Annotated in this window: 12 protein-coding genes and 1 pseudogene; 9 read left to right on the plus strand and 4 right to left on the minus strand. The window is 64.9% G+C overall.

The features are described 5' to 3' along the window. Window positions 1-21: 21 nt before the first annotated feature. Together ACVOLR_RS04285 and ACVOLR_RS04290 are read right to left on the minus strand one after the other, a co-directional pair. Window positions 22-771 carry an MlaE family lipid ABC transporter permease subunit gene (locus tag ACVOLR_RS04285; RefSeq protein WP_481535339.1) on the minus strand — a complete coding sequence of 250 codons (750 nt, stop codon included), beginning with the start codon at window positions 769-771 and terminating at the stop codon, window positions 22-24. A 187-nt stretch (window positions 772-958) separates the two neighbouring features. After that, window positions 959-1,756: an ABC transporter ATP-binding protein gene (locus ACVOLR_RS04290; RefSeq protein ID WP_481535340.1), complete on the minus strand. Its 798-nt coding sequence runs from the start codon at window positions 1,754-1,756 to the stop codon at window positions 959-961. Window positions 1,757-1,981: 225 nt separating this feature from the next. On the opposite strand from ACVOLR_RS04290, the gene recC reads away from it, so the two are divergent. The 9 genes and pseudogenes from recC to ACVOLR_RS04335 all read left to right on the plus strand — a co-directional run bounded on the left by recC (window position 1,982) and on the right by ACVOLR_RS04335 (window position 19,016). Beyond that, a complete protein-coding gene (gene recC / locus ACVOLR_RS04295) occupies window positions 1,982-5,344 on the plus strand; it encodes an exodeoxyribonuclease V subunit gamma (RefSeq protein ID WP_481535341.1) in 3,363 nt (1,120 codons plus the stop codon). After that, window positions 5,341-8,970: a UvrD-helicase domain-containing protein gene (locus ACVOLR_RS04300; protein ID WP_481535342.1), complete on the plus strand. Its 3,630-nt coding sequence runs from the start codon at window positions 5,341-5,343 to the stop codon at window positions 8,968-8,970. The genes recC and ACVOLR_RS04300 overlap by 4 nt, the downstream gene beginning before the upstream one ends. Then, on the plus strand, window positions 8,967-10,991 hold the full coding sequence (gene recD / locus ACVOLR_RS04305; protein WP_481535343.1) for an exodeoxyribonuclease V subunit alpha: 2,025 nt from the start codon (window positions 8,967-8,969) through the stop codon (window positions 10,989-10,991). Before ACVOLR_RS04300 ends, recD begins: the two co-directional genes overlap by 4 nt. 203 nt (window positions 10,992-11,194) lie before the next feature. Beyond that, window positions 11,195-11,740: a DUF3828 domain-containing protein gene (locus tag ACVOLR_RS04310; protein ID WP_481535344.1), complete on the plus strand. Its 546-nt coding sequence runs from the start codon at window positions 11,195-11,197 to the stop codon at window positions 11,738-11,740. A gap of 154 nt (window positions 11,741-11,894) precedes the next feature. Then, the gene (folE, locus tag ACVOLR_RS04315; protein WP_282267683.1) at window positions 11,895-12,494 is read left to right on the plus strand and encodes a GTP cyclohydrolase I FolE; all 600 of its coding nucleotides are present in this window, start codon (window positions 11,895-11,897) and stop codon (window positions 12,492-12,494) included. A 22-nt stretch (window positions 12,495-12,516) separates the two neighbouring features. Further along, window positions 12,517-13,986: a DUF3375 domain-containing protein gene (locus ACVOLR_RS04320; RefSeq protein WP_481535345.1), complete on the plus strand. Its 1,470-nt coding sequence runs from the start codon at window positions 12,517-12,519 to the stop codon at window positions 13,984-13,986. Further along, on the plus strand, window positions 13,973-14,689 hold the full coding sequence (locus ACVOLR_RS04325; protein ID WP_481535346.1) for a DUF4194 domain-containing protein: 717 nt from the start codon (window positions 13,973-13,975) through the stop codon (window positions 14,687-14,689). Before ACVOLR_RS04320 ends, ACVOLR_RS04325 begins: the two co-directional genes overlap by 14 nt. 73 nt (window positions 14,690-14,762) lie before the next feature. Next, window positions 14,763-18,320 (plus strand): annotated as a pseudogene (locus tag ACVOLR_RS04330) (ATP-binding protein); the annotation flags it as partial. A gap of 318 nt (window positions 18,321-18,638) precedes the next feature. Next, on the plus strand, window positions 18,639-19,016 hold the full coding sequence (locus ACVOLR_RS04335; protein ID WP_481535347.1) for an MAPEG family protein: 378 nt from the start codon (window positions 18,639-18,641) through the stop codon (window positions 19,014-19,016). Window positions 19,017-19,214: 198 nt separating this feature from the next. On the opposite strand, the gene ACVOLR_RS04340 is transcribed toward ACVOLR_RS04335, so the two are convergent. After that, on the minus strand, window positions 19,215-22,139 hold the full coding sequence (locus tag ACVOLR_RS04340; RefSeq protein ID WP_481535348.1) for a TonB-dependent receptor plug domain-containing protein: 2,925 nt from the start codon (window positions 22,137-22,139) through the stop codon (window positions 19,215-19,217). 144 nt (window positions 22,140-22,283) lie between these two features. Continuing rightward, a complete protein-coding gene (locus ACVOLR_RS04345) occupies window positions 22,284-23,027 on the minus strand; it encodes an SDR family NAD(P)-dependent oxidoreductase (protein ID WP_481535349.1) in 744 nt (247 codons plus the stop codon). Between the last annotated feature and the right edge of the window lie 57 nt (window positions 23,028-23,084).

The following is a 23,084-nucleotide window of genomic DNA, read 5'->3' on the forward strand; positions in this document are numbered from 1 at the left end:
GAGTCTTGCGAGGGATTCGCATCACTGGAACAGCAGCGCCGACAGTACGAAGTTGAACATCAGCACCAGCAACGAGGCGTTCACCACCGCACGGGTGGTGGCGACCGAGGTGCCTTCGATGGTCGGCTCGGCATGGAAGCCGACATAGGCCGCTACCAGTGCGGCGGTACCGCCGAAGATCGCCGACTTGAGCAGGGCCACGGCAAAGTCGTCCCAGAAATCGACACTGCTGCGCAGCCCCGACCAGAACGTGCCGTTGTCCTGACCCAGGATGTGCACCGCTTCGAAGTAACCACCGGCAATGGCCAGCGAGCAGAAGATGCCGGTCAGCAGCGGCACGGTCAGCACCGCCGCCCAGAAGCGCGGGGCAACGGCCTTGGCGATCGGGTCGATGGCCATCAGCTCCAGCGCCTTGATCTGGTCGGTAGCGCGCATCAGGCCGAGCTCGGCGGCGATCGAGCTGCCGGCGCGGCCGATGAACAGCAGCGCGGTCAGCACCGGTGCCAGCTCGCGGTACAGCGACAGACCGAGCAGGGTGGACAGCGCATCGGAGGCACCAAAGGTGGTCAGCGTGCGGTAGCCCTGCAGGGTCAGCACCAGACCGACGAAGGCACCGCCAACGGCGATGATCGGCAGCGAACGCGCGCCGATCTTGTAGATCTCGCGGGTCAGCTCGGCCAGGAAGTCACGCGTCGGCACCGAGCCACGCAGCACCGTCAGCGAGAACAGCCCAGCACGGCCCAGCGAGCGGATGGAGGAGGTGAAGGGCATCAGGAAGCGGCTCCAGAAGCGCCGATGACGCTGGACGACACATCCTTCTCCCGCTTGCGGGAGAAGGTGCCCGAAGGGCGGATGAGGGCAGCTTTTGCTCTACGAGCTTTAAAAGCGCCCTCACCCCAGCCCTCTCCCGCCATGCGGGAGAGGGGGCAGGAATCACGCATTTCGCGTAGCGTCAGCATCACGCGTTCTCCAGCCCGTAATTACGCGTCGGCGCATCGAACGGAATCGGGCCGTCCGGTTCGCCATGCAGGAACTGCCGCACCAGCGGATCGGTGCTGGCCTGCAGTTCGTCCGGTGTGCCGGAGAACACGATGCCGCCATTGGCGATCACCACTGCCTGATCACTGATCGGCAGGGTCTCGTGGACATGGTGGCTGACGATGATGCTGGTCAGGCCGAGGCTGTCGTTCAAACGCTGGATCAGGCTCATGATCACGCCCGAGGCGATCGGGTCCAGCCCGGTCAGCGGCTCGTCGTAGATCATCAACGGCGGGTCCAGCGCCAGTGCGCGCGCCAAGGCAACGCGCCGCGCCATGCCGCCGGACAATTCGCGCGGCCAGGCATCGGCAGCGGCCAGCAGGCCAACCGCATGCAGCTTCATCTGCACCAGACGCTTCAGCACCGGCTCCGGCAATTTTGTATGCGCACGCAGCGGCAGCGCCACGTTGTCGGCCACGCTCAGGTCGGTCAGCAGGCCGTTGCCCTGCAACAGCACACCGACGTTCTTGCGCATCTCCAGCAGATCGCGGTTGCCGTGCGGGATATCCCGGCCAAACAGCTGCACCGTGCCGGATACAGGCCGCAACTCACCGGTCAGCGCCGCCAACATGGTTGACTTGCCGCTGCCCGAAGGGCCGAGCACAGCGGTGATGCTGCCGCGCGGTACCTGCAGCGAAACGTCGCGCAGGATGGTGCGCCCGCCGCGATCGATTCGCACGTTGGACAACTGCACCAAGGGAGTCCGGGCTGAGGACATGACGGCCTTTAACGGAAAACCAACGTTCTAGGATTGCCAGCAGCGCCTGAACATAAGCGTACTGGACCGTGCAGTATTGTCTCATTGTCAGCGCACAGCGCCATGCACAGCTTGAGGCTTTGTCAGCAACACAGTGTGCAGGGGATGGGAGAGTCAACCGGTCGGGAATGTGCGCAATGCATTCATGTCTCGCCCCCTGCGATGCTGCTGCGGCAAGATGGCGTGATGAGCAATGCCCCCGATTTCCGCCTGTACCACTCCAATGCCCTGGATGTGTTGGCCCAGCTGTTGGCCCATGCGTTGCGCGAGCCGGCGCCCGGCCAGCCTTTGCTGGCTGCCGATATCGTCCTGATCCCGCAGGTGGCGATGCGCCGTTGGCTGCAGTCCACCCTGGCCGCCGAATATGGCGTGTCGGCCAATCTGGAATTCCTGACCCCCGGCGAGTTCGTTGCCAAAGCGCTGAAGGCCAATGTGCCGGGTGAGCGCGATGATCTGGGCGCGACCGGGCTGCACTGGCGTTTATATGGGGCGTTGACCGACAGCAGCTTGATGCAGAAACCGGCGATGGCCGGGCTGCGTGCCTACCTGGACCGCAATGATCCGCTGCGTCCGTGGGCGCTGGCGGCCGAGCTGGGCGGGGTATTCGAGAAGTACCAGGCCTGGCGCCGCGACTGGCTGCTGCGCTGGGAGGACGGGGCCGAGCCGGATGACCCGCAGGCCATCCTCTGGCGGCATATCGCCGGTGGCCAGAACTACCGCGCACGGCGAATCAACGATTACCTGGCCCGCTTTGAAGGCGAACACCAGCCCTTGCCGCAGGGTCTGCCGCAGCGCCTGTTCGCCTTTGCCACGCTCAATGTCTCGCCGGACGTGCTGCGGGTGATCGCCACCCAGGCGCGGGTCGGCACGCTGCACTTCTATATGCCGACGCCAACGCGCTCCTATTGGGGCGATCTGCAGACGCTGAAGGAAAAGCTGCGCAGCGGCCTGGCCGAGCCGTTCGGTATCGAGGCCGGCGAAAACCCGCTGCTGCAGGCCTGGGGCGAAGCCGGCCGTGACTTCATGGCGGTGCTGGGCGACTACGAAGTGGTCCATCCCAGCGGTGAGATCGCCGCCTACGTGGACCCGGAAAGCATTCCCGTCCCCGGTTTGGATGACGGCGGGCTCGGCGACAGCCTGCTGCACCGCCTGCAGGCCGACCTGTTCCACCGCCGCGCGCTGCCCTCGCCGCCGTTGCGCGGGACGCTGCGGGTGGACGACCCAAGCATCCAGATCCACGCCTGCCACACCCGCCTGCGCGAGATGCAGGTGTTGCACGACCAGCTGCGTGCGCTGCTGGAAGACCCGCGTTTCGACCCGCCGCTGCAGCCACGTGAGATCGCGGTGCTGGCGCCGGATATCGACCCCTACGTGCCCTACCTGGAATCGGTGTTCGGCGGCCGTGGCGGCAACGATGCGCATATTCCTTGGGCGCTGGCCGATGCCAGTCCGCTGCAGGGTGAGCCACTGGCCGAGGTGTTCGTGCAGCTGCTGGGCCTGCCGGTATCGCGTTTCGGCCTCAATGAAATCCTCGACCTGCTGTCCAGCGCGCCGCTGGCGTCCGCCTCCGGTCTGGACGCGGCTGCGTTCGAACGCCTGCACGGCTGGCTGCAGGCAGCGGGCGCGCGTTGGGGCCTGGATGCTGGCCATCGCAAGCAGCATCAGGCGCCGGCAGACGATGCCTACACCTGGCAGTTCGCGCTGGACCGGCTGCTACTCGGCCACGCCAGCGGCAGTGATGAGGACATCGCAGGCGTCGCGCCGTGGCCGGAGCTGGAAGGCGGTGGGCTGGCTGCACTCGATGCGATGATCCGTCTGCTGCGTGTTCTCGCTCGCCACCAGAAGACCCTGGCCGAAGCACTGAGCCCCAACCAATGGCGCGAACGCCTGCTCGGCCTGTTGCTGGCGCTGTTGCCGGAAACCCCGACCGAACCGTCTGCCGTGCGCGCGCTGGACCGCCTGCGCAAGCTGGTCAACGAATTCGCCGAAGAAGCCAACAGCGCCGGTTTCGACGCGCCGGTACCGGCCGAAGTCGTGCGCGCACATTTCGCCTCGGTGCTGTCCGAAGCTGATACCCGCGCGCCGCTGCTGACCGGCGGCATCAGCTTCGGCCGCATGGTGCCGATGCGCCTGTTGCCGTTCCGGGTGATCTGCGTGCTGGGTTTGAACGACGGTGATTTCCCGCGCCGCGACCCGGCTGCCGGCCTGAGCCGGCTTACCGCCGAGCTGGGCACCGAGCGTCGTCGCTATGGCGACCGTTCGCTGCGCGAGGACGATCGCTTCCTGTTCCTGCAGCTGTTTGCTTCGGCCCAGGACGTGTTCTACCTGAGTTATCTCGGCGCCGATGCCCGCGACGGCAGTGTGCGCGAGCCCTCGGTGCTGGTCAGCGAACTGGTCAACGCGGCATCGGCGTATCACTTGGACAGCGCTGCCGCGCGCAAGCACCTGGTGGTGCGGCATCCGCTGCAGCCGTTCGCTCCGGCGGCATTTGGCGGCGATGGCGAACCGCGTCGTTTCAGTTACCGGCGCCAGTGGCATCCGGCCGCCAGCGCGGTCGGCGGCAGCCGGCAACGCTTGGCGCCGTGGTTCGACGGCCCGCTGAATGCACCGCTGCCCAGCGCGCTCAATGACGACAGTCTGTCGCTGGATGCCCTGCGGCGTTTCATCAGTGACCCGGCCGCGCAGTTCCTGAATCAGAGGCTGGGACTACGGCTGGCAGGTGAAATCGATGACAGCGAAGACATCGAGCCGCTGCTGGTACCCAGTGGCGGCCGCCTGCACTCGTCCTTGCAGCAACACGTACTCAGTGCCCTGCTGGAAGGCCGCGAAGCAGGCCTGTACCAGCGTTTGCGTGCCCGCGCGTTGTTGCCTTCCGGTGCACTCGGGCGGCAGCAGTTCGAACGCATGCTCAGCCGTATCCGGCCTTGCGCGGAAACGTTTTCGCAGTGGTACGACGGCCAGCCGCTGGGCTCGCAGCGTTACGAAGTCGAGCTCGATGGCGTGCGCCTGCACGGGCGTGTCGAGCAAATTCATCCACAGGGCCTGATCCGCCTGCAGGCGGGGTCGCCAGGGGTGGCCTATGTGCTGCGCGGCGGCCTGGATTGGCTGCTGGTGAACGCTGCCGGTGTGCCGTCATCGATGCTGCAGTTCCATGACAACGGGCAGGCCGGCTATGGCCCGCATCGGCTTCCAGAGCTGTCCGCAGAGAATGCGAAGGAAGCTTTGAAAGCCTTGCTGCGTCTACGTTCTGAAGGAATGCAGGCGCCGCTGCTGTTCGCTCCCTACACCGGCTGGGAGATCTACAACGCCGACGATGACAAACGCGAAAACGCCGCACAGGCGCGCTGGTACGGCAGCGAACACAGCTGGGGCGAGCGCAACGGCGAAGCCCTGCAATTGGCCTTGCGTGGCACCGATCCGTTCGCATCGCCAAGCACTACTCACAGATTTATCCACAACGCCTTGTTGATATTTACCGCGCTACGCGAGGGCCGCGTTTTGCCCGATTTCGACGCTGAAAACGATGCCATGAACGGAGCCGGCGCATGAGCACCGAAGCGCTGCAGCAGGACCCGTATCTGCACTTGCCGCTGGACGGTCTGCGCCTGATCGAGGCCAGCGCCGGCACCGGCAAGACCTTCACCCTGGCCACGCTGTTCACCCGACTGGTGGTGGAGCAGGGCCTGCGCATGGGCCAGATCCTCGCGGTGACCTTCACCGACGCCGCCACCCAGGAACTGCGCAAGCGCATCCGCGAACGCCTGGAGCTGGCTGCGCGCGTGGTCGACAGCACGCCGGACGACAACGACAGCCCGGAAACCACGCTGACCCGCGCCGTCCTGCAACGCCACCTGCAGCAGGGTGCGGAAAGTGCCGCGCAGCTGGGCCGGCGCCTGCGCATTGCCGCTGAAGAAACCGATCTGGCCTCGATCTTCACCATCCACGGGTTCTGTACCCGCGTGTTGGGCGAATACGCTTTGGAGAGCGGCCACACCTTCGCCGCGCCCGAGCTGTTGGCCAATACCCGCGAACTGCATGCCGAACTGGCTGCCGACCTGTGGCGGCTGCATGCAGGGCAGGGCGAGCATCTGGAGGCGCTGCTGGGCCTGTGGAAAAGTCCGGATGCACTGGCCCGGGATCTGCCCGCATTGGCTGCCGAGCTGCCGCTTTATCCACAGCCACCGCAGACCCTGATCGAAGACACCCGTCCGTTCCGCGACGGCGCTGCGCAGCGTCTGGCCGCCGGCATCGCCGAGCACGGCGAAACCTACCTGCAACAACTGCGTGGCGCGCTGGAAGGCGGCATCCTCAACAAGGCCAGCTACAAGCCCGATTGGATCGAGCCGCTGTTCCAGCAATTGCTGCAGTGGAGCCGTCACCCTGATCCCACCGCCGAACTGGACGAACGTCTGGAACGGCTGACCTTGGACGCGCTCACTGCCAAGACCAACAAGGCCAAGGCCGGCAGCACCCCGCAATCGCCGTTGCAGCTGTTGATCGCCGATTACCTGCTCGCTCTGGCACAGGTGACGCAGTGGCAGCGCCAGCAATCGATCGTGCTGCTGCACCAGCTGCGCAACGAAGTCCGCCAGCGGCTGGCCCAGCTCAAGCAGCTGCGTCGCCAGCAGACCTACGACGACCTGATCGACAACGTCGCCAATGCCTTGCACGGCCCGCATGGCGTGCATCTGGCCGAACGCCTGCGTGCGCAATATCGTTTTGCCCTGGTCGACGAATTCCAAGACACCGACCCGCGCCAGTGGGACATCTTCCGCCGCGTATTCGCAGCCGAGGAAGGTGCTGATGCCGCGCTGTTCCTGATCGGCGACCCCAAGCAGGCTATCTACGGCTTCCGTGGCGGCGACGTGCATACCTATCTACAGGCCAAGGCATTGGCCGAAGCCGCGCCGGCGCTGGACCGTAACTTCCGCTCACGCCCGGGCGTGCTGCGCGCGATCCAGGCCTTGTACGACAACGCCGGCCCCGAAGCCTTCCTCGACGAGCGCATCCAGTTCGAGCCGGTCTTGCCGGGCAGCAAGCGCAGCGACGCCGACTATCTGTTCGACGGCAAACCCGCGCCAGCACTGACCCTGCAGCTGATTGCAGGCGATGCTGACGGTAAGCCATTGAAGGCCGATGCCTCGCGCGATGCCGCCACTGCCGCCTGCGTGGCAGATATCCACAAGGTGCTCAGTGCCGCCCGCGAAGACCGCGCGCAGGTCGACGGCAAACCGGTGCAGCCGGGCGATATTGCCGTGCTGGTGCGCTCGCACAAGGAAGCTTCGCGCGTACAGCAGGCCTTGGCCGCGCTCGGCATCCCAGCGGTCGCTGCCGGCAAGCAGAGCCTGTTCGCCAGCGCCGAAGCGCATGAACTGCGCCTGCTGTTGCTGGCCCTGCTGCAGCCGGCCGACGAAGGCCGCCTGCGCGCCGCGCTTGCCACTGTGCTGCTGGGCGAAAGCGCAGCAGCCATCGCCGCGATGGAGCATGAGGGCGAACAACAGCGCCTGCATCAGGAACGCCTGCTGCAATGGCGTGAGCGCTGGCAGCGTGGCGGCGTGCTCGCCCTGCTGTCGGACCTGTGCGCCGAACAGGCCGAACGTCTATTGCTGCTGATCGACGGTGAGCGCCGCCTGACCAACTACCTGCAGCTGGCCGAAGCCCTGCAGGAAGCCAGCAACAGAAGCATCGGCCTGCATGGCCTGCTCGATTGGCTGCAGGCACAGATCGCCCACGCCGACGAAGGCGACGAAGCGCAGCTGCTGCGGCTGGAATCGGATGCCCGCCGTGTGCAGATCATCACCCTGCACAAGAGCAAGGGTCTGGAGTACCCGCTGGTCTACCTGCCCTTTGTCGGCATCGCCACCAATGCGCCGGACAGCAGCAACCACCGCACCGTGCATGACGGCGAACAGCGCGTGCTGCATTGGAAGATCGACAAGGAAGACCCTGAGTGGAAGGCCATTGGCCAGCAGGTCAACGCCGATGAGGAGGCCGAAACCGCGCGTTTGCTCTACGTCGGCCTGACCCGCGCCGAGCATGCCTTGTGGATAAGTGGCGGTGCCTTGACTGGCCTGGCAACCTCGCGGCTCGGGCCGATGTTGCAGGGCTTGCCCGAGCACGCTGACATCCAGGTGATCGAAGACGACAGCGGCCCGGCGCCGACCCGCCTGCCACCCGAACGCGAGCAGGCTTTGCCGCCGGTACGCGAGGTGCGCCGCAGCGTGCCGCACGACTGGTGGGTTTACAGCTTCACCCAGCTCGCCCATGCCGAAGGCGGCCACGACACTGCTGCCGCCGCCACCGAAGACAGCGGTGGCGCCGCCGATGAACCGGCACAGGTCGACGTGGATGCTGAGCCGGCCAATGAAGCAGCGACTACGCAGCCGGAGGTATTCGATCCGCGTTTTGCCGGCAGCCGTTTCGGCAACGTGCTGCATGCCGCATTGGAGAACGTCGATTTCGGCATCTGGCGCGATTGGCAGCCCGGCCAAGTTGCACCGGAAGGCCAAGCCGAGATCATCTCAAAGGCGATGCGCGCCGATGGCTACATCGACGAAGAGATTGATGATGGCGTGGCCTTGCTGACCGAACTGATCGGCCAGACCCTGACTGTCGCCCTGCCCGAAGGCGGTGCCCTGCATTCGCTGGGCGAAGGCGAGCGCCGCGCCGAAATCGAGTTCCACTTCGCCATGCAGCCAACCACGGTGCCGGCACTGCTGCGCGTGCTGCATGCACACGGGGTTGTGCGCGGCCGCAACGGCTTCGGCCTGCGCCGCCAGCTGGAAGGGCTGATGACCGGCAAGATCGACCTTACCTACGTCCGCGACGGGCGTTGGTACGTGCTCGATTACAAATCCAATCGTCTGCCGGATTACGCTCCGGCGCAGCTGGATGCGGCCATGCGCCACAGCGAGTACGACCTGCAGGCGCTGATCTACACCGTGGCCCTGCATCGCTGGCTGCGCTTCCGCATTGGTGCTGGTTACGACTATGCGCGTGACTTCGGTGGCATCCGTTACCTGTTCTGTCGTGGCCTGGATGCAACGCGCTCGCAGTCGCCAGGCCTGTACGCGCACAACTTCGCGCCAGAGCTGGTGCACGCGGTGGACGAATTGTTTGCCGGTGGCCGTAAAGGCCACGCGGCCTTGTTGGCACGACTGGGAGGCGAGGCATGAGCCTGCTGGCCGCATTGAACAAAACCGGCGCGCTGCGCGCGCTGGACCATGCCCTGGCGCAAAGTCTGCGCCGCCTGGATGCGGAAACGCCGGATACCGTGCTGGCTGCTGCGGCCTTGGCGTCGTTGGCGGTATCGCAGGGCCATGCGGGCTTTGATCCGAGCCAGCCGCAGCGATTGGTGGATGCCGCTGTGGAATGGCCAGCGGCGGAGGAGTGGATTGCGCAGCTGGCGTCATCCAAGTGGATATCCACAGCTGTGGATAACAGCGCGGAGTCGCAGCAGGCGCCCTTGGTATGGGAGAACGGGCTGCTGTATCTGCGTCGGTATCGTGAGTACGAACGCCGCTTGGCGGCGGGCTTGCAGCGGATCGGGCAGGCGCCTGTTGCTGATGGTGATGTGGCTGGGTTGGCGCAAGTGTTTGCACGCTTGTTCCCAGGGCAGGCGGTGCCTGCAATCCAGCAGGCTGATCTGTTCGGCGTACCCTCACCCCAGCCCTCTCCCAGTGGGAGAGGGGGCAAGAAGCGTGCAGTGCTGCAAGACTCGCAGACCGCCGAGCAGCTGGACCTCTCCCTTCTCCCGCAAGCGGGAGAAGGTGCCCGAAGGGCGGATGAGGGGAAGCTTTTAGACCACCAGGCAAGAGCCGCAGCCACCGCTCTGCGCCACAACCTGCTGCTGGTCACCGGCGGCCCCGGTACCGGCAAGACCACCACCATCACCCGCCTGCTGGTGCTGCTGGCCGCACAGGCGCAGGCCACAAACCAACCAGCACCACGCGTCGCCCTGGCCGCGCCAACCGGCCGCGCCGCCGAGCGCATGGCCGAAAGTCTGCGCCACGCCCTGCACAAGTTGACCGCAACCGGCATCGACAGCGCCCTTTGCGAACAACTGCCGACCACCGGCACTACCTTGCACCGCCTGCTCGGCGTGATCCCGGATTCACCCCGTTTCCGCCACCACGCCGACAACCCGTTGCCTTATGACGTCATCGTGGTCGACGAAGCCTCGATGATCGACTTGCCGCTGATGACCAAGCTGGTCGAAGCCATCGCCGCCGGCACCCGCCTGGTGCTGCTCGGCGATCCCGACCAGCTGCCCTCGGTGGAAGCCGGCGACGTACTCAGCGCCATCCTGCGTGCCGCTGGCGATGGCCAGCGCACGACCGCAACGGATGCAGAAGCACTGCGGCCGTTGCTGGGCGAATTGCCAGCGGATGCTGTTGAAACCAAGCCCGCCGACTTCGTCGGTGCCCGCGTGCAGCTGCAGCGTGGCTACCGCCAGAGCGAATCCCTGCAGCTCGCACCGCTGGCCAGCGCCATGCGCGGCGGCAATGCGGTGCAGACCTTGCAGTTGCTGCGCGACGCCCAACTGACCGGCGTGCACTTCCACGAAGGCGATATCGATCCGCTGCTAGCCTGGCGCGAGCCCCTTCAGCAGTACTGGCAAGCACTGGCCGATGCGGCCACCCCAGCCGACGCGCTGGCCTTGGCCGGACGCATGCGCCTGCTCACCGCCGTACGCGAAGGCCCGCAGGGCGCGCGCGGGCTCAACGCCCGCATCGAAGACCTGCTGGCCGGCACCCGTGGCCGCGCGCTGGGCCCGGGCTGGTTTCACGGCCGCCTGCTGATCATTGGCGAGAACAGCTACCGCCACCGCCTGTTCAACGGCGACGTCGGCATCTGCCTGCGCGATGGCGATGGCCGCGGTGTCAGTGCCTGGTTCCCCGGTGACGACCCGTCCAACCCGCGTGCCTTCCATCCGGCGGCGCTGCCGCTGCACGAAAGCGCATTCGCGATGACCGTGCACAAGGCGCAGGGCTCGGAGTTCGATCAGGTATGGCTGCAGCTGCCACGCCGCGACAACCGCGTACTCAGCCGTGAGCTGCTCTACACCGGCATCACCCGTGCCCGTAACGGCCTGCATCTGGCCGGCAGTGCCGAGGTGATCGAAGCGTCGCTGGCCCGCCACGCCAGCCGTTGGTCAGGTCTGGCGCAGCGCCTGTCGCCTTCCCTTTTGCCGTAGGCACAGGGGAGCGGCCAGTCCGCGCAAGAAGCACCCTTCCCCGGCCCTCCCCTTCGCCTTCGGCGAAAGGGAGGGAGACAAGCGCTCTGCTCCCTCCCTTTGGCGCAGCCAAGGGGAGGGTTGGGGAGGGGTGCTTCAAAGCTTTTGCTTTCCGCCACCGACACGCTTAAAAAGACCCGTCAAACGAACACGCAAGGACGCCCATGAAAACCCTGACAAGCACAGCACTGCTGTTCCTGGCCCTGACCGGTTGCAACAAGGACGCACCGGCTACCGCCACACTGGAGCCAACAACGGCAACGGCCAGCATTACCGAGCAGGACATCAGCAACGCCCGCAGCTTCCTTAGCCATATCTATGCCGGTTACCACCCCGACGCCGGTTTGGACGCCATCCTGCCCGACGAAGAGGTCTACACGCCGGCCCTGATCGCCGCGATGCAGGCCAATAGCGACGCGTACGCCGGCGAAGTCGGCTATCTGGACGGAGATCCGCTCTGTGACTGCCAGGACACCGCGCAGGACCTGCGCCAGCTCAGCTTCGATATCCAGCCACTGGCCGACGGCCAACTGCGTGCCAGCACCCGGCTCGACGACCCCCAGCACCCTTTACAGCTGCAGTTGACCCTGCAGCGCCAAGGCAGCAGCTGGCGCGTCGCCGATATCGGCACCGCGCGTGCGCCAAGCCTGTTGCAGGCGCTGGAGCGCGATACCGCAACGGCCAAGCAGGCCGCAGAGCAGGCACATTGAACCGGCGGATCTTCCGGATTTCAAAAAGCCCATATAAAACAATTGGATATATTCGGAGCGCCCGGCTCGCCGGAGCCGGTCAAGGCGCCGTAAATGCTCCTCCACAGCCCCGGCTGGTAGCATGTCTACCCCGTAATCCAAGCGCAGTTCTGTAATGGCCGATCCCAAGAACCCGTCCGTCACCCAAGCCCAGGCCGAAGACGCCGTGCGCACCCTGCTGCGCTGGGCCGGTGAAGATCCCACTCGTGAAGGCCTGCTCGATACCCCGCGCCGGGTAGCCGAGGCCTATGGCGATTGGTTCAAGGGCTATAACGACGATCCGCGCGAGTACCTGGCCCGCACCTTCGAGGAAGTGGCCGGCTACGACGAGATGATCGTGCTGCGCGACATCGAGTACGAAAGCCACTGCGAGCACCACATGGCGCCGATCATTGGCCGTGTGCACGTCGGCTACATCCCCAATGGCCGTGTGGTCGGCATCTCCAAGCTGGCGCGCGTGGTCGAGGCCTATGCGCGGCGCTTCCAGGTGCAGGAAAAGATGACCGCGCAGATTGCCGACGTCATCCAGGACGTGCTGCAGCCGATGGGCGTGGGCATCGTGGTGGAAGGCGCACATGAGTGCATGACCACCCGCGGCATCCACAAGCGTGGCGTCAGCATGGTCACCTCGCGCATGCGCGGCACCTTCCATGACGACGCGCGTACCCGCGCCGAGTTCCTGCGTTTCATCGAAGTCGGCCACGCCCGACGCTGAGCCCAGGGATCGCACGCGCTCGATGAAGTACCGCCAACGTATCGCCGGCTACCAGCGTCTGCGCGAGCAGCCGCTATGGAAACTGCTGGCCTCCGACCGTGCGCCGGTGCTGGTGGGCCTGTTGCAGGGCCTGCTGCTGGAAGCGGACCGTCGCATCCCCGGCTCCATCCTCGCCGAACGTCTGCAGCAGCAGCTGGACACGCTCAATGGCGAGGAGCTCGAGGTCGAGCTGCCGCGCACCGCGCCGGCTTACATCGCCTACTGGCTGGCCCAGGGCTGGCTGGTGCGGCGCCTGCCTGAAGGCGCGAGCGAAGAGGAATACGAACTTTCGCGGCACGCCGTGCAGGCGATCCGCTTCATCGCCGGCATCGAACACAACGCCAGCCTGGCCACCGAAAGCCGTTTGGCGATGGTGATGCAGCAGATCTCGCAGCTCGCCCAGCAGACCGAGGCCGATCCGGAAGCACGCTTGGCCGCATTGAAGGCCGAGCGTGACCGCATCGATGCCGAGATCGCCCAGGTATCGACCGGCAAGGTCAGCGCGCTCGATGGCAAGCGCGCGCTGGAGCGCACCCGTGACGTGATCCGTCTGGCCGATGACCTGGCCGAAGACTTCCGCCGCGTGCGTGATGACTTCGAACAGCTCAACCGCCGTTTCCGCGAACGCATCATCGACGACGAAGGCGCGCGCGGCGACGTGCTCGATCGCCTGTTCAATGGCGTCGATGTGATTGGCGAATCCGATGCCGGGCGCAGTTTCCAGGCGTTCTGGGACCTGCTCAATGATCCGCGCCGCAGCGGCGAACTCGACGCCGCGCTGGACACCGTGCTCAACCGTGGCTTCACCCGCAAGCTGGACCGCAACGAGCGCAACTTCCTGCGCAACTTCACCAGCACCTTGCTGGAGCGCGGCGGCCAGGTACACGAGGTGATGCAGCACTTCGCCCGCAGCCTGCGTGGCTTCGTGCAGAGCCGTGGCTATCTGGAACAGCGCCGGCTAAACCAGCTGCTGAAGCAGGCGCAGGGCCAGGCCCTGCAGCTACGCGACGAAGTGCGGCCCACCGCAGCCACCGGCTTCGTGCTGCCGCTGTCCTCGGCGCGCGTGCGCTCGATCGGCCAGTGGCGTCTGCATGACCCGCGCACGCACCAGGTCGACACCTCCATCTATTACGCCGAAGCCGCCGAGATCACCCTCGACAGCGTTGGCGATCTGGTCGCGCAGTCGGAAATCGACGTGCGCACCCTGAAAGACAATCTCTTCATGCTGCTGGGTTCGCGCCCGCGCCTGAGCATCTCGCAGGTATTGCGCGAGCGGCCGGCGCGGCAGGGCCTGGGCAGCGTGATCGGCTATCTCTCCATCGGCACCCGCCATGGCAAGGTGATGACCGACCAACTTGAAACCGTGGAATGGACCGGCGGTGACGGCGTGGTGCGACGCGCCCGCGTGCCGCTGATCTGGTTCCTCAAGGAAAGACGCGATGAACTGGTCTGAGACCGAAACCGATAGCGAAGCCATCAGCGCACCCGTCGCGCCGGCACCCACCTTGAGCGGCGGGGCATTGTTCGTCGGCGACAGCGGCCGCCTGCCGGTCGATGCACGCCGCGCGCTGTGCCTGCTGCTGGCCGGCCCCAGCGTCGACGCCCAGCGCCAGCCGGCGCAATGGACCGCGCTGCTGCGCAATGAAGATGAAGTGCGCAGCCTGTTGTGCGAGCTGTTCCTGGAGCTGGTGCTGGACCGTGATGGCGGTGTCGCCTTCACCCGCCAGGCCGATACTGCCGAGCTGGATTCGCCCAACCTGCTGCGCGCCGCGCCGCTGACCTTCATCGAGTCGGTGCTGTTGTTGTTCCTGCGCCAGCAGCTGGCCGAGGCCGATACCCGCGGCGAACGCGCGGTGGTGGCCGAGTTCCAGCTGGTGGAAGCGATGAGCATCTACCAGAAGAACGTCTCCACCGACCAGGCCGGTTACGGCAAGCGTGTAGCAGCCGCCATCGGCAAGATGCGCGAGAACCAGCTGCTGTCCAAGCTGCGTGGCAGCGAAGACCGCTACGAAGTGTCGCCGGCGCTGAAACTGCTGTTCTCGGCCGAGGACGTGCAGGTGCTGGTCGAGGCTTACCGCCAGCTGCGCGACGGCGACGCTGTCACCGACGCGGTTGCCGACGACGACGAAGCCAGCAGCGACAGCGCCACCGAATGATGCCTGGCACCCACGCCACGCTGACCAGAATGACCACCGCCGCGCGCCGCGTGGCGGCTGAAGGATGAGCCGTATGGAAACCACTTCCCACACCCTGCTTCCCAACGCCGCGTTGTTCAACGACCCGGCCAGCGATGCGCGCGCGAACCAGTTCCGCATGCGCCGCCTGCAGGTGCTCAACTGGGGCACGTTCTCCGGCCTGACCGAAGTGCCTATCGCCGAACGTGGCTTCCTGTTCGTCGGCCGCTCCGGCTCGGGCAAGTCCACGTTGCTTGATGGCATGAGCGCATTGCTGACGCCGCCAAGCATCGTCGACTTCAACGCCGCTGCGCGCGAAGCCGAGCGTTCTGGTCGCGACCGCTCGCTGGTGTCGTATGTGCGTGGTGCCTGGGCCGATCAGCAGGACAGCGAGTCCGGCGAAATCGCCACCCAGTACCTGCGCAAGGGGGCTACCTGGAGTGCATTGGCGCTGGAATACCACACCGCCCGCGGCGACGCGGTGTCGATCGTGCGTCTGTTCTGGATCGCCGGTGCCGGCACTTCGGCCAATGATGTGCGCAAGCACTACATGGTGATCCCGCGTCGCTTCGACCTGGCCAAAGAGATGGAAGGCTTCGACCTGGATCTGCGCAAGCTGCGCGGTCGCTTGGGCGAAGATGTTGGTCACTTCGACAGCTTCACGGGTTATGCCGAGCGCTTCCGTCACCTGCTGGGCATCGGCAACGACATGGCGCTGCGTCTGCTGCACAAGACCCAGTCGGCCAAGAACCTTGGTGACCTCAATGGCTTCCTGCGTGGCTTCATGCTGGAAGAGCCGCGTACCTTCGAAGCGGCCGACCGCCTGGTCGATGACTTCGCCGAACTCGATGGCGCCCACCACGCCGTGGTCACCGCACGCCGCCAGGTCGAAACGCTGACCCCGGCGCGTGACTTCCACCAGGACCTGATGACGCTGCGCAAAGGCGTGGCAACGCTGCGTGACCTGCAGATCGGTATCGACGGCTTCCGTGAGGAAAAGCGCCTGGAGCTGGTCAACGAGCGCCTGAAAGAAGTGGAAATGCTAGACCGCGGCCTGATGGGCGAGGAAGGGCAGCGCCGGCAGTCCTTGGACAACCACGAACTGAAGCTGGTCGAGCTGGAACGCCAGCAGCGCGAGCAGGGCGGTGAACGCATTGATGAACTCGAGCGCGAGCGCATCCGTATCGAGCGTGAAGTCGAAGAACGCAGCCGTCGTCGCAAGCAGCTGGAAGGCGCCTGCCGCCAGCTCGGCATGGCGCTGGCCGAAACCGCCAGTGGCTTCTCCGAACAGGTGGAGCAGGCGCGTGCGCTGATTGACGGCACCAAGTCCGGCGCCGGCACCGTGGACGATGCCATCGCCGAGCGCATGGCCGAGCGCCGCGACGACGAAAAGCGCTTCGCCGCGTTGCGGGTGGAACTGGAATCGCTGAAGGCTGCACCGAGCTCAATCCCGGCACCACTGCAGCAGATGCGCGCACGTCTGTGTGACGACACCGGTCTGTCCGAGTCCGCGCTGCCGTTCGTCGGCGAGCTGATCCAGGTGCGCGAAGACCAGATTGGCTGGCGCGGCGCGATCGAGCGCGTGCTGCACGGTTTCGCGCAATCGCTGCTGGTCGACGAGAAGAATCACCAGCAGGTTGCCGAGTGGGCCAACCGTACCCACCTCGGCACCAAGCTGGTGTACTTCCGCATCCGTGACAATGAGCTGCTGCATGCACGCGAGCCGGAGAAGCGTTCGCTGATCCACAAGCTGCAGCTGCGCGATCATCCCTACGGCGACTGGGTCTACAACGAACTGCAGCGCCGCTTCGACTACACCTGCGTGGAAAACGCAGGCCAGTTGCGCAACGAAGACCGTGCGCTGACCCGCGAAGGCCAGATCAAGCATCCTGGCGACCGCTACGAAAAGGATGACCGCCACGCGGTCAACGATCGCAAGCGTTGGATGCTGGGCCACGACAACCGCGACAAGCGTCGCGTGTTCGAGCGTGAAGGCCAGGAGCTTGCGCAGCGCATCGCACGCAGCGAGGCCGACGTGGCGATGCTGCGCAAGCAGCGCGAAAGCGGACAGGAAAAGCAGCTCGCCGCACATTCGCTGATCGAACGCGACTGGGACGAGATCGATGTCGGCCCGCGTCTGCAGCGCCTGAGCGATATCGACGAGCAGCTGGTCGACCTGCGCGAAGGCGACACCGCCTTGGCGCGCATCGGTCAGCAGATTGAATTGACCCGCGGCCTGCGTGACCAGGGCAAGCGCACCTATGAAGATGTGCGTCTCGAACGCGGCCAGTTCTCGCGTGAGCGTGCCCGCCTGGAGCAGCTGCGTGACAACGGCCAGGCGCGCGTCGCCAGCGCGCCGCTGACCGAGCTGCAGCGCGAAGGTCTGGAAGAGCGTTTGAACATCCTGCCGGGCTTGAACCTTGAGAGCCTGGAGAGTCACTTCCGCGTGGTCGAGCGTGGGCTGGCCGAGGAGCTTGGCAGCAGCCAGGGCCGCGATGCCAAGCTGACCCAGCATCTGCTCGATTGCTTCCGCAAATACACCCAGCAGTGGCCGGAAGACTCCGGCGACTTCACTGTGTCGCTGACCAGCGCCGACGATTTCCTTGCGCGTTTGACCCGACTGGAAAGTGACGGCTTGCCGCGCCACGAAGGTCGCTTCTTCGAACTGCTGCAGACCCAGAGCAAGAACAACCTGCTGGCCCTGCAACGCCATACTGCCGAAGCGCACAAGGCGATCAAGCAGCGCATGGACGAGGTCAACGCCTCGCTGGAGCAGGTCGCGTTCAACCGCGGCACCGTGCTGGCCATCGACGTACACGACCGGCGCCTGCCGGAAGTGCAGGATTTCCAGCTGCAGCTGCGTGCGGTGTTGACCCACCAGCAGACCGAAGACCGCTCGCTGGCCGAGTCGCAGTTCAACGTGCTGCGCGAGCTGGTGCGTCGTCTCGGCGCGCAGGAGCCGGAGCTGCGTCGCTGGCGCGAACAGGTGCTCGACGTGCGTCTGCATGTGGAGTTCATTGGCGTCGAGTTGGATGCCGACACCCGCGAGCAGGTCGAAATCTATCGTAGCGGCGCCGGCAAGTCTGGTGGTCAGCGCCAGAAGTTGGCCACCACGTGTTTGGCTGCCGCATTGCGCTACCAGCTGGGCGGCGAAGATGGCGAACTGCCGCGCTACGCTGCAGTGGTATTGGACGAAGCCTTCGACAAGGCCGATAACGAATTCACCGCGCTGGCGATGAACATCTTCGAGAACTTCGGTTTCCAGATGGTGGTGGCCACCCCGCTGAAGTCGGTGATGACGCTGGAGCCGTTCATCGGCGGCGCCTGCTTTGTCGAAATCAGCGGCCGTCACGATTCGGGCGTACTGCTGATCGAATACGACGACGAAGGCAATCGCCTGAAGCTGCCGGCGCGCGCGCGTGGGGCGATGGCGCAGGCCAGTGCGGAAGATGCGGTGGATGTGCCGGTTGCTGTTGAAGCAGCAGTTGCGTCCAGTGCGGTTGCTGATGCCGAGCTTGAAGCGCCAGTTGTTGAAGCTGCGGCAGAAGAGGAAGCCAAGCCTGCGGCGAAGAAAGCCGCGAAGAAGGCTTCGACGAAGAAGAATATTCCGGCCTGATAGCAGGGAAGCGAAGTTTTTCCTGTTGTCGTGGCCGCCAGGCTTTTTCTTCTCCCGCTTGCGGGGGAAGGTGCCCGAAGGGCGGATGGGGGGAGCTTTTGATTCTGCTTTTGCTGTTGCATTGAGCCAAAGCCAAAGCCAAAGCCAAAGCCAAAGCCAAAGCACCTCTCCCCAACCCTCCCCTTGGCCTTCGGCCAAAGGGAGGGAGCACAGCCAAGCCTCCCTTCGCCGAGCATAAGAAGAGAGCGCAGCAAAGCCATCGCTGCGCTTGTTACCCTCGACCTACTTCAAGACACGCGTTCAGTGGAGATCAGCATGCATTACGTAGAAATCATCACCGCCCTGGTAGTGCTGCAATACCTGTACTTCATTGTCTTGGTTGGCCGTGCACGTGGCCGCTACGGCGTCAAAGCACCCGCCGTTACTGGCCACGAAGGTTTCGAGCGCGCGTATCGCGTGCAGATGAACACTTTGGAGCTGATGGTCGCGCTGCTGCCGTCCATGCTGATCGCCGCACGCTTCTGGCCAGCCGAATGGGTGGCAGGTATCGGCGCGGTATACCTGATTGGCCGCTTCATCTATTGGCGCGCCTACGTCGGCAACCCGTCCAGCCGCGGCCTGGGTTTCGGCCTGTCGATGCTGCCGGTGCTGGTACTGCTGTTGATGGCGCTCGCTGGCGCATTCCTGCGCTGAGCAATCCTGCACCTTTCTTCCTGCTTTTTTGTGGGAGCGGTGTAAACCGCGAAGCTCATGGCCTCGCAGCTGCAGCTTGGTCCGCAATTGCAATCTTCATGCGGTTTCAGGCATTGCCAGCTTCGCGGTTCACACCGCTCCCACAAGAGCAATGCTGAACCCAAGGGAGCCTCGCGGCTCCCTTGGTCTTTATCCAACTCAGAAATCCATGCTGAGCTTTGCGTAGGTGTAACGGCCTGGCAGATCGTAGGTTCCCGGGTCATAGCCGTTGAGCGTGCAGCTCAGGCAGATCGGCGGGTTCTTGTCGAACACGTTGTTAACGCCAACGCTGAGCTTCACGCCTTTCATCCACGCATCGGTACGCCAGCTGATCTGTGCGTCGTGATAGGTGGTCGCGCCCAGCCAGTGCTGATCGGCAACGCTGTCGGTGCAGATCGCAAAGCCATTGGCACCGGCGCAGCTTTCGCGCAGACGGTCGATGTAACGCATCGTCCAGTTCACGTTCCAGTTGCGGAAGTCCCAGTTGGTGCTCAGGGTCGAGCTCCATTCCGGAATCGAACTGTCACTGACTTCGATGCCCGGGCCCTTCGGCTCAGGCTGTCCGGACTCGTTGACCAGCTCATAGCGGGTAACCCAGGTCGCCTTCCAGTCAAAGCCAAGCTGGCCCCAGCCAGTCTCCGGCAGCAACCAATGCGCGTTGAAATCCCAGCCACTGGTGTTGATGGTGCCGAGGTTGGCGAGGATGTCCTCGAAGCGGACGATCTGGCCGCGATCGTTGCGGGTATAGCTGGCACAGGCAACGGCATCGCGGCTGTCGATGCAGCGGTCCATGATCGACTGCGCATCCGGTGCCTGGATCGCCTTGTCGATGGTGTGGCGGTAGAAGGTCACACCAAGGTCCAGCTTGCTGGCCCAGCTGCTGTCTTCGGCCCAGCTCGGGCTCCACACCGCGCCGGCCATGAACGAGCGACTCTCTTCCGGCTGCAGGTCGCGGTTGCCGGAGGTGACCACCGAGATCTGCGGGTTGGCCTGCTCATAGCCCGGCGGCACGCCATCGGCAACGCACTTGGGCGTGGTTGATGCGGCGTTGTTGCAGGGGTCGACGATGGTGGCGTCGAAGCGGCTCAGCGTGCCGTACAACTCGCCGATCGACGGTGCACGGAAGCCCTGTGCGAACGACATGCGCAGCAGCAGTTCATCGGCCGGCTGCCAACGCAGGCCGATCTTGCCGGTGTTGGTACCGCCGAAGGTGGAGTAATCCGAGTAGCGGCCGGCAATGCTCAGGTCCAGGCTCTTGCCCCAGAAGCCTTCACGCGCCAGCGGCACGTCGAACTCGACGTAGGCTTCCTTCACCGAATAGCTGCCGATGGTGACGCCTGAGGGCACGCCGTTGTATTCACCAGCGATGGTGATCGGGTCGGGATGGTACTCACCCTTGTAGCGGCGCCATTCGGCACCAGCGGCGAAGGACACCGGTCCGGCCCAGATATCGAACAACTCGCCGGTGATGTTGGCCGAGCCCAGCGACAGCGTGTTCTTGCTGCGGTCACGCACGATCGGCGAGATCCACGCCAGCATCTCGGGGGTGATGGTGCCCGGCCCGCCAAACAGATTCAGTGGCACGCAACCGGCTATCGCTGCGCAGGCGGCAGGGTCACCCAGCGCCTGGTTGATGTGCTTGATGTTGTAGCTGCCGGTATTGGTCTGGGTAGCCTTGCTTTCACTGGACATCACGTTGACGTCCCAATTCCAGGTGCGCTGGTTGACCTCGAACACACCATCCAGCCCGCCGGCGGCATACCAGGTTTTCACGTCCTGCTCGTAGCGGCGCGGACCACCTTCGACCGGTCGTCGGCCCAACAGAAACAGGTTGGGATTGGCGCCCATCGTGGTCAGGTCGAAGCCGAACGGGTTGTACGGATTGTTGGCCGAGATCACCAGCTTGGTTTCGGCCCAGTCGTTGTACACACCGGCATCGGTGCCGAGGAAGATTGGTTCCGGCGCGGCCTGGTTGGCCGACTCACGCTCGCTGTACAGGCCGCGGAACCAACCGCTGACATTCGGGGTGAATTCAAAGCGCACCTGGCCAAACACCGACTTACGTTCGTTCGGGGTCAGCAGCAGGTTATAGGGGGCGAAGTTGAAGCGGTTGGCAGTACCGAAGCGAATGAAGTCGCCGGGAAAAGCGGTCCCACCGGCAAAGCTGGCGCCGTTGGGCAGGGTGATGTTGCACGTCGCCGAGCCGGGAATGGGATTGCCGGCAGCATCCTGGCCAAGCGGGCACAGCCCGCCGTAGGTGTTGTTGCCATCCGGCGGCGCAAACACCGTGCGGCCGCCGGGGGTGGCCGAGCTGCCGTTGGACAGGCCGGTGCCGGGCACCGGCTCGCGCGCCCACAGGTATTCGGACGAGCTGATCTCTTTCTGCTTGAACCACGACGCGCCGACAATCCACTGCGCACGATCACTGCTGCCACCAAAACTCAAGTCGACGCTGCTGGTGCCGCCGCCCTTGAGGTTGTAGTCGCCGTACTGCACGTCGACATGGCCGCCCTCGGCACCCTTCTTGGTGATGATGTTGACCACACCGGCAATCGCGTCGGAGCCGTAGATCGAGGATGCGCCGTCTTCCAGCACCTCGATGCGGTCCACGATTGCCAGCGGAATGGTGTTCAAGTCCACCGAAGAACCCACGCCCGAGCCGGAGGATTCATTGACCCAGCGGATACCGTCCACCAACACCAGTACGCGCTTGGGCCCGAGATGACGCAGGTCCACGGTCGCTGCACCGGCGCCGACACCGCCGCCATCGGGTGGAAAGCCGAAGTTGCCACTGGAGTTGAGCTTGGTGCTCAGCGAAGCGCCGCTGGCGGTGAGGTGCTGTACCACGTCGGCAATCGAGCTGTAACCGGTACGTTCGATGGCTTCGCGGGTGAGCACCTGGACCGGAACCTGGGTTTCCAGTTCGGCTTTCTTGATGCGGGTACCCGTGACTTGAATGCTGTCCAGGGTCTTGGGCGTGCTGTCTGGTGCCTGTTGCGCGAAGGCCGCGCTGGGCAGCAGGCACAACAGCGATAAGCGGACAGCGCAGCTGAGGCGGCGCGGGCGTAGCGGTAACAACGTCATCGGAATGCTCCTGGTGATTGCCGGACTACGTGCCCGCCACCATGACGGGCGTAGCCGATTTGTAAGCAATTCGTTAGGAGCAGACAAGCGGCAGCGTGTCAACGCGAACCTGAATTCGCGCAATGAAACGCCAGTTACATCAGGTCATCGTGCTGAATAGCCACCGTCGACCAAGTGGTAACTCCCGGTGATGAACGAGGCTTTGTCCGACAACAGAAAGCAGGTCAACGCCGCCACTTCCTCGGCCGTGCCCAGCCGCCCGGCCGGGTGCAGCGCCACCAGCCCGGCGTAGGCGCGGTCGTCCATGCTCTGCAGCAGTGGTGTATCGATGAAGCCCGGGCCCACCGCATTGATCCGCAACCCGCGCGCGGAGTACTCCAGTGCCGCGCTCTTGGTCATGCCGACCAGAGCGTGTTTTGCCGCCACATAGGCGGCAGCACCGGCCCAGCCGTTGCTGCCCAGGATAGAGGCCATGTTGACGATGGCACCGCCGCCACTGGCAAGGATCGCAGGGATTTCGTACTTCATCGAATAGAACACGCCGTGCAGGTTAACCCCAAGCACGCGGTGCCATTCCTCCACTGGATAGTCTGCAGTCTGCAGGCTGGCGCCGCTGATGCCGGCATTGTTCACCGCAAGGTGCAGGCCGCCGAAGCGCTCGTTGCAGGCGCTGACCATCAGCCGCACCGCATCCGGATCGCTGACATCCACCTGCAGCGGCTGCACCCGTTCGCCCAGCGACATGGCCACGGCGGTGGCGGCATCTCCATCGATATCGGCGGCCAACACCTGCGCGCCGCGCGCGGCCAGTTGCCGCACTACCGCCTCGCCAATTCCGGAGGCGGCACCGGTAACCAGCGCGATGCGGCCGGTAAAATCCTGTTGCATGGGGGTTTCCACAACTGCGGTTAGTTCGCAGTGGGTAGGCTCCCGCGTTTGCCTTAC

The sequence above is a fragment of the Stenotrophomonas sp. STEN030 genome (assembly GCF_056759995.1).

What these genes read in the sequence shown, in the direction of transcription:
- ACVOLR_RS04345 (WP_481535349.1), bottom strand. Translation starts at nt 23,027, where the DNA reads ATGCAACAGGATTTTACCGGCCGCATCGCGCTGGTTACCGGTGCCGCC.
- ACVOLR_RS04320 (WP_481535345.1), top strand. Translation starts at nt 12,517, where the DNA reads ATGAAGTACCGCCAACGTATCGCCGGCTACCAGCGTCTGCGCGAGCAG.
- ACVOLR_RS04300 (WP_481535342.1), top strand. Translation starts at nt 5,341, where the DNA reads ATGAGCACCGAAGCGCTGCAGCAGGACCCGTATCTGCACTTGCCGCTG.
- ACVOLR_RS04340 (WP_481535348.1), bottom strand. Translation starts at nt 22,139, where the DNA reads ATGACGTTGTTACCGCTACGCCCGCGCCGCCTCAGCTGCGCTGTCCGC.
- recC (WP_481535341.1), top strand. Translation starts at nt 1,982, where the DNA reads ATGAGCAATGCCCCCGATTTCCGCCTGTACCACTCCAATGCCCTGGAT.
- recD (WP_481535343.1), top strand. Translation starts at nt 8,967, where the DNA reads ATGAGCCTGCTGGCCGCATTGAACAAAACCGGCGCGCTGCGCGCGCTG.
- folE (WP_282267683.1), top strand. Translation starts at nt 11,895, where the DNA reads ATGGCCGATCCCAAGAACCCGTCCGTCACCCAAGCCCAGGCCGAAGAC.
- ACVOLR_RS04290 (WP_481535340.1), bottom strand. Translation starts at nt 1,756, where the DNA reads ATGTCCTCAGCCCGGACTCCCTTGGTGCAGTTGTCCAACGTGCGAATC.
- ACVOLR_RS04335 (WP_481535347.1), top strand. Translation starts at nt 18,639, where the DNA reads ATGCATTACGTAGAAATCATCACCGCCCTGGTAGTGCTGCAATACCTG.
- ACVOLR_RS04325 (WP_481535346.1), top strand. Translation starts at nt 13,973, where the DNA reads ATGAACTGGTCTGAGACCGAAACCGATAGCGAAGCCATCAGCGCACCC.
- ACVOLR_RS04310 (WP_481535344.1), top strand. Translation starts at nt 11,195, where the DNA reads ATGAAAACCCTGACAAGCACAGCACTGCTGTTCCTGGCCCTGACCGGT.
- ACVOLR_RS04285 (WP_481535339.1), bottom strand. Translation starts at nt 771, where the DNA reads ATGCCCTTCACCTCCTCCATCCGCTCGCTGGGCCGTGCTGGGCTGTTC.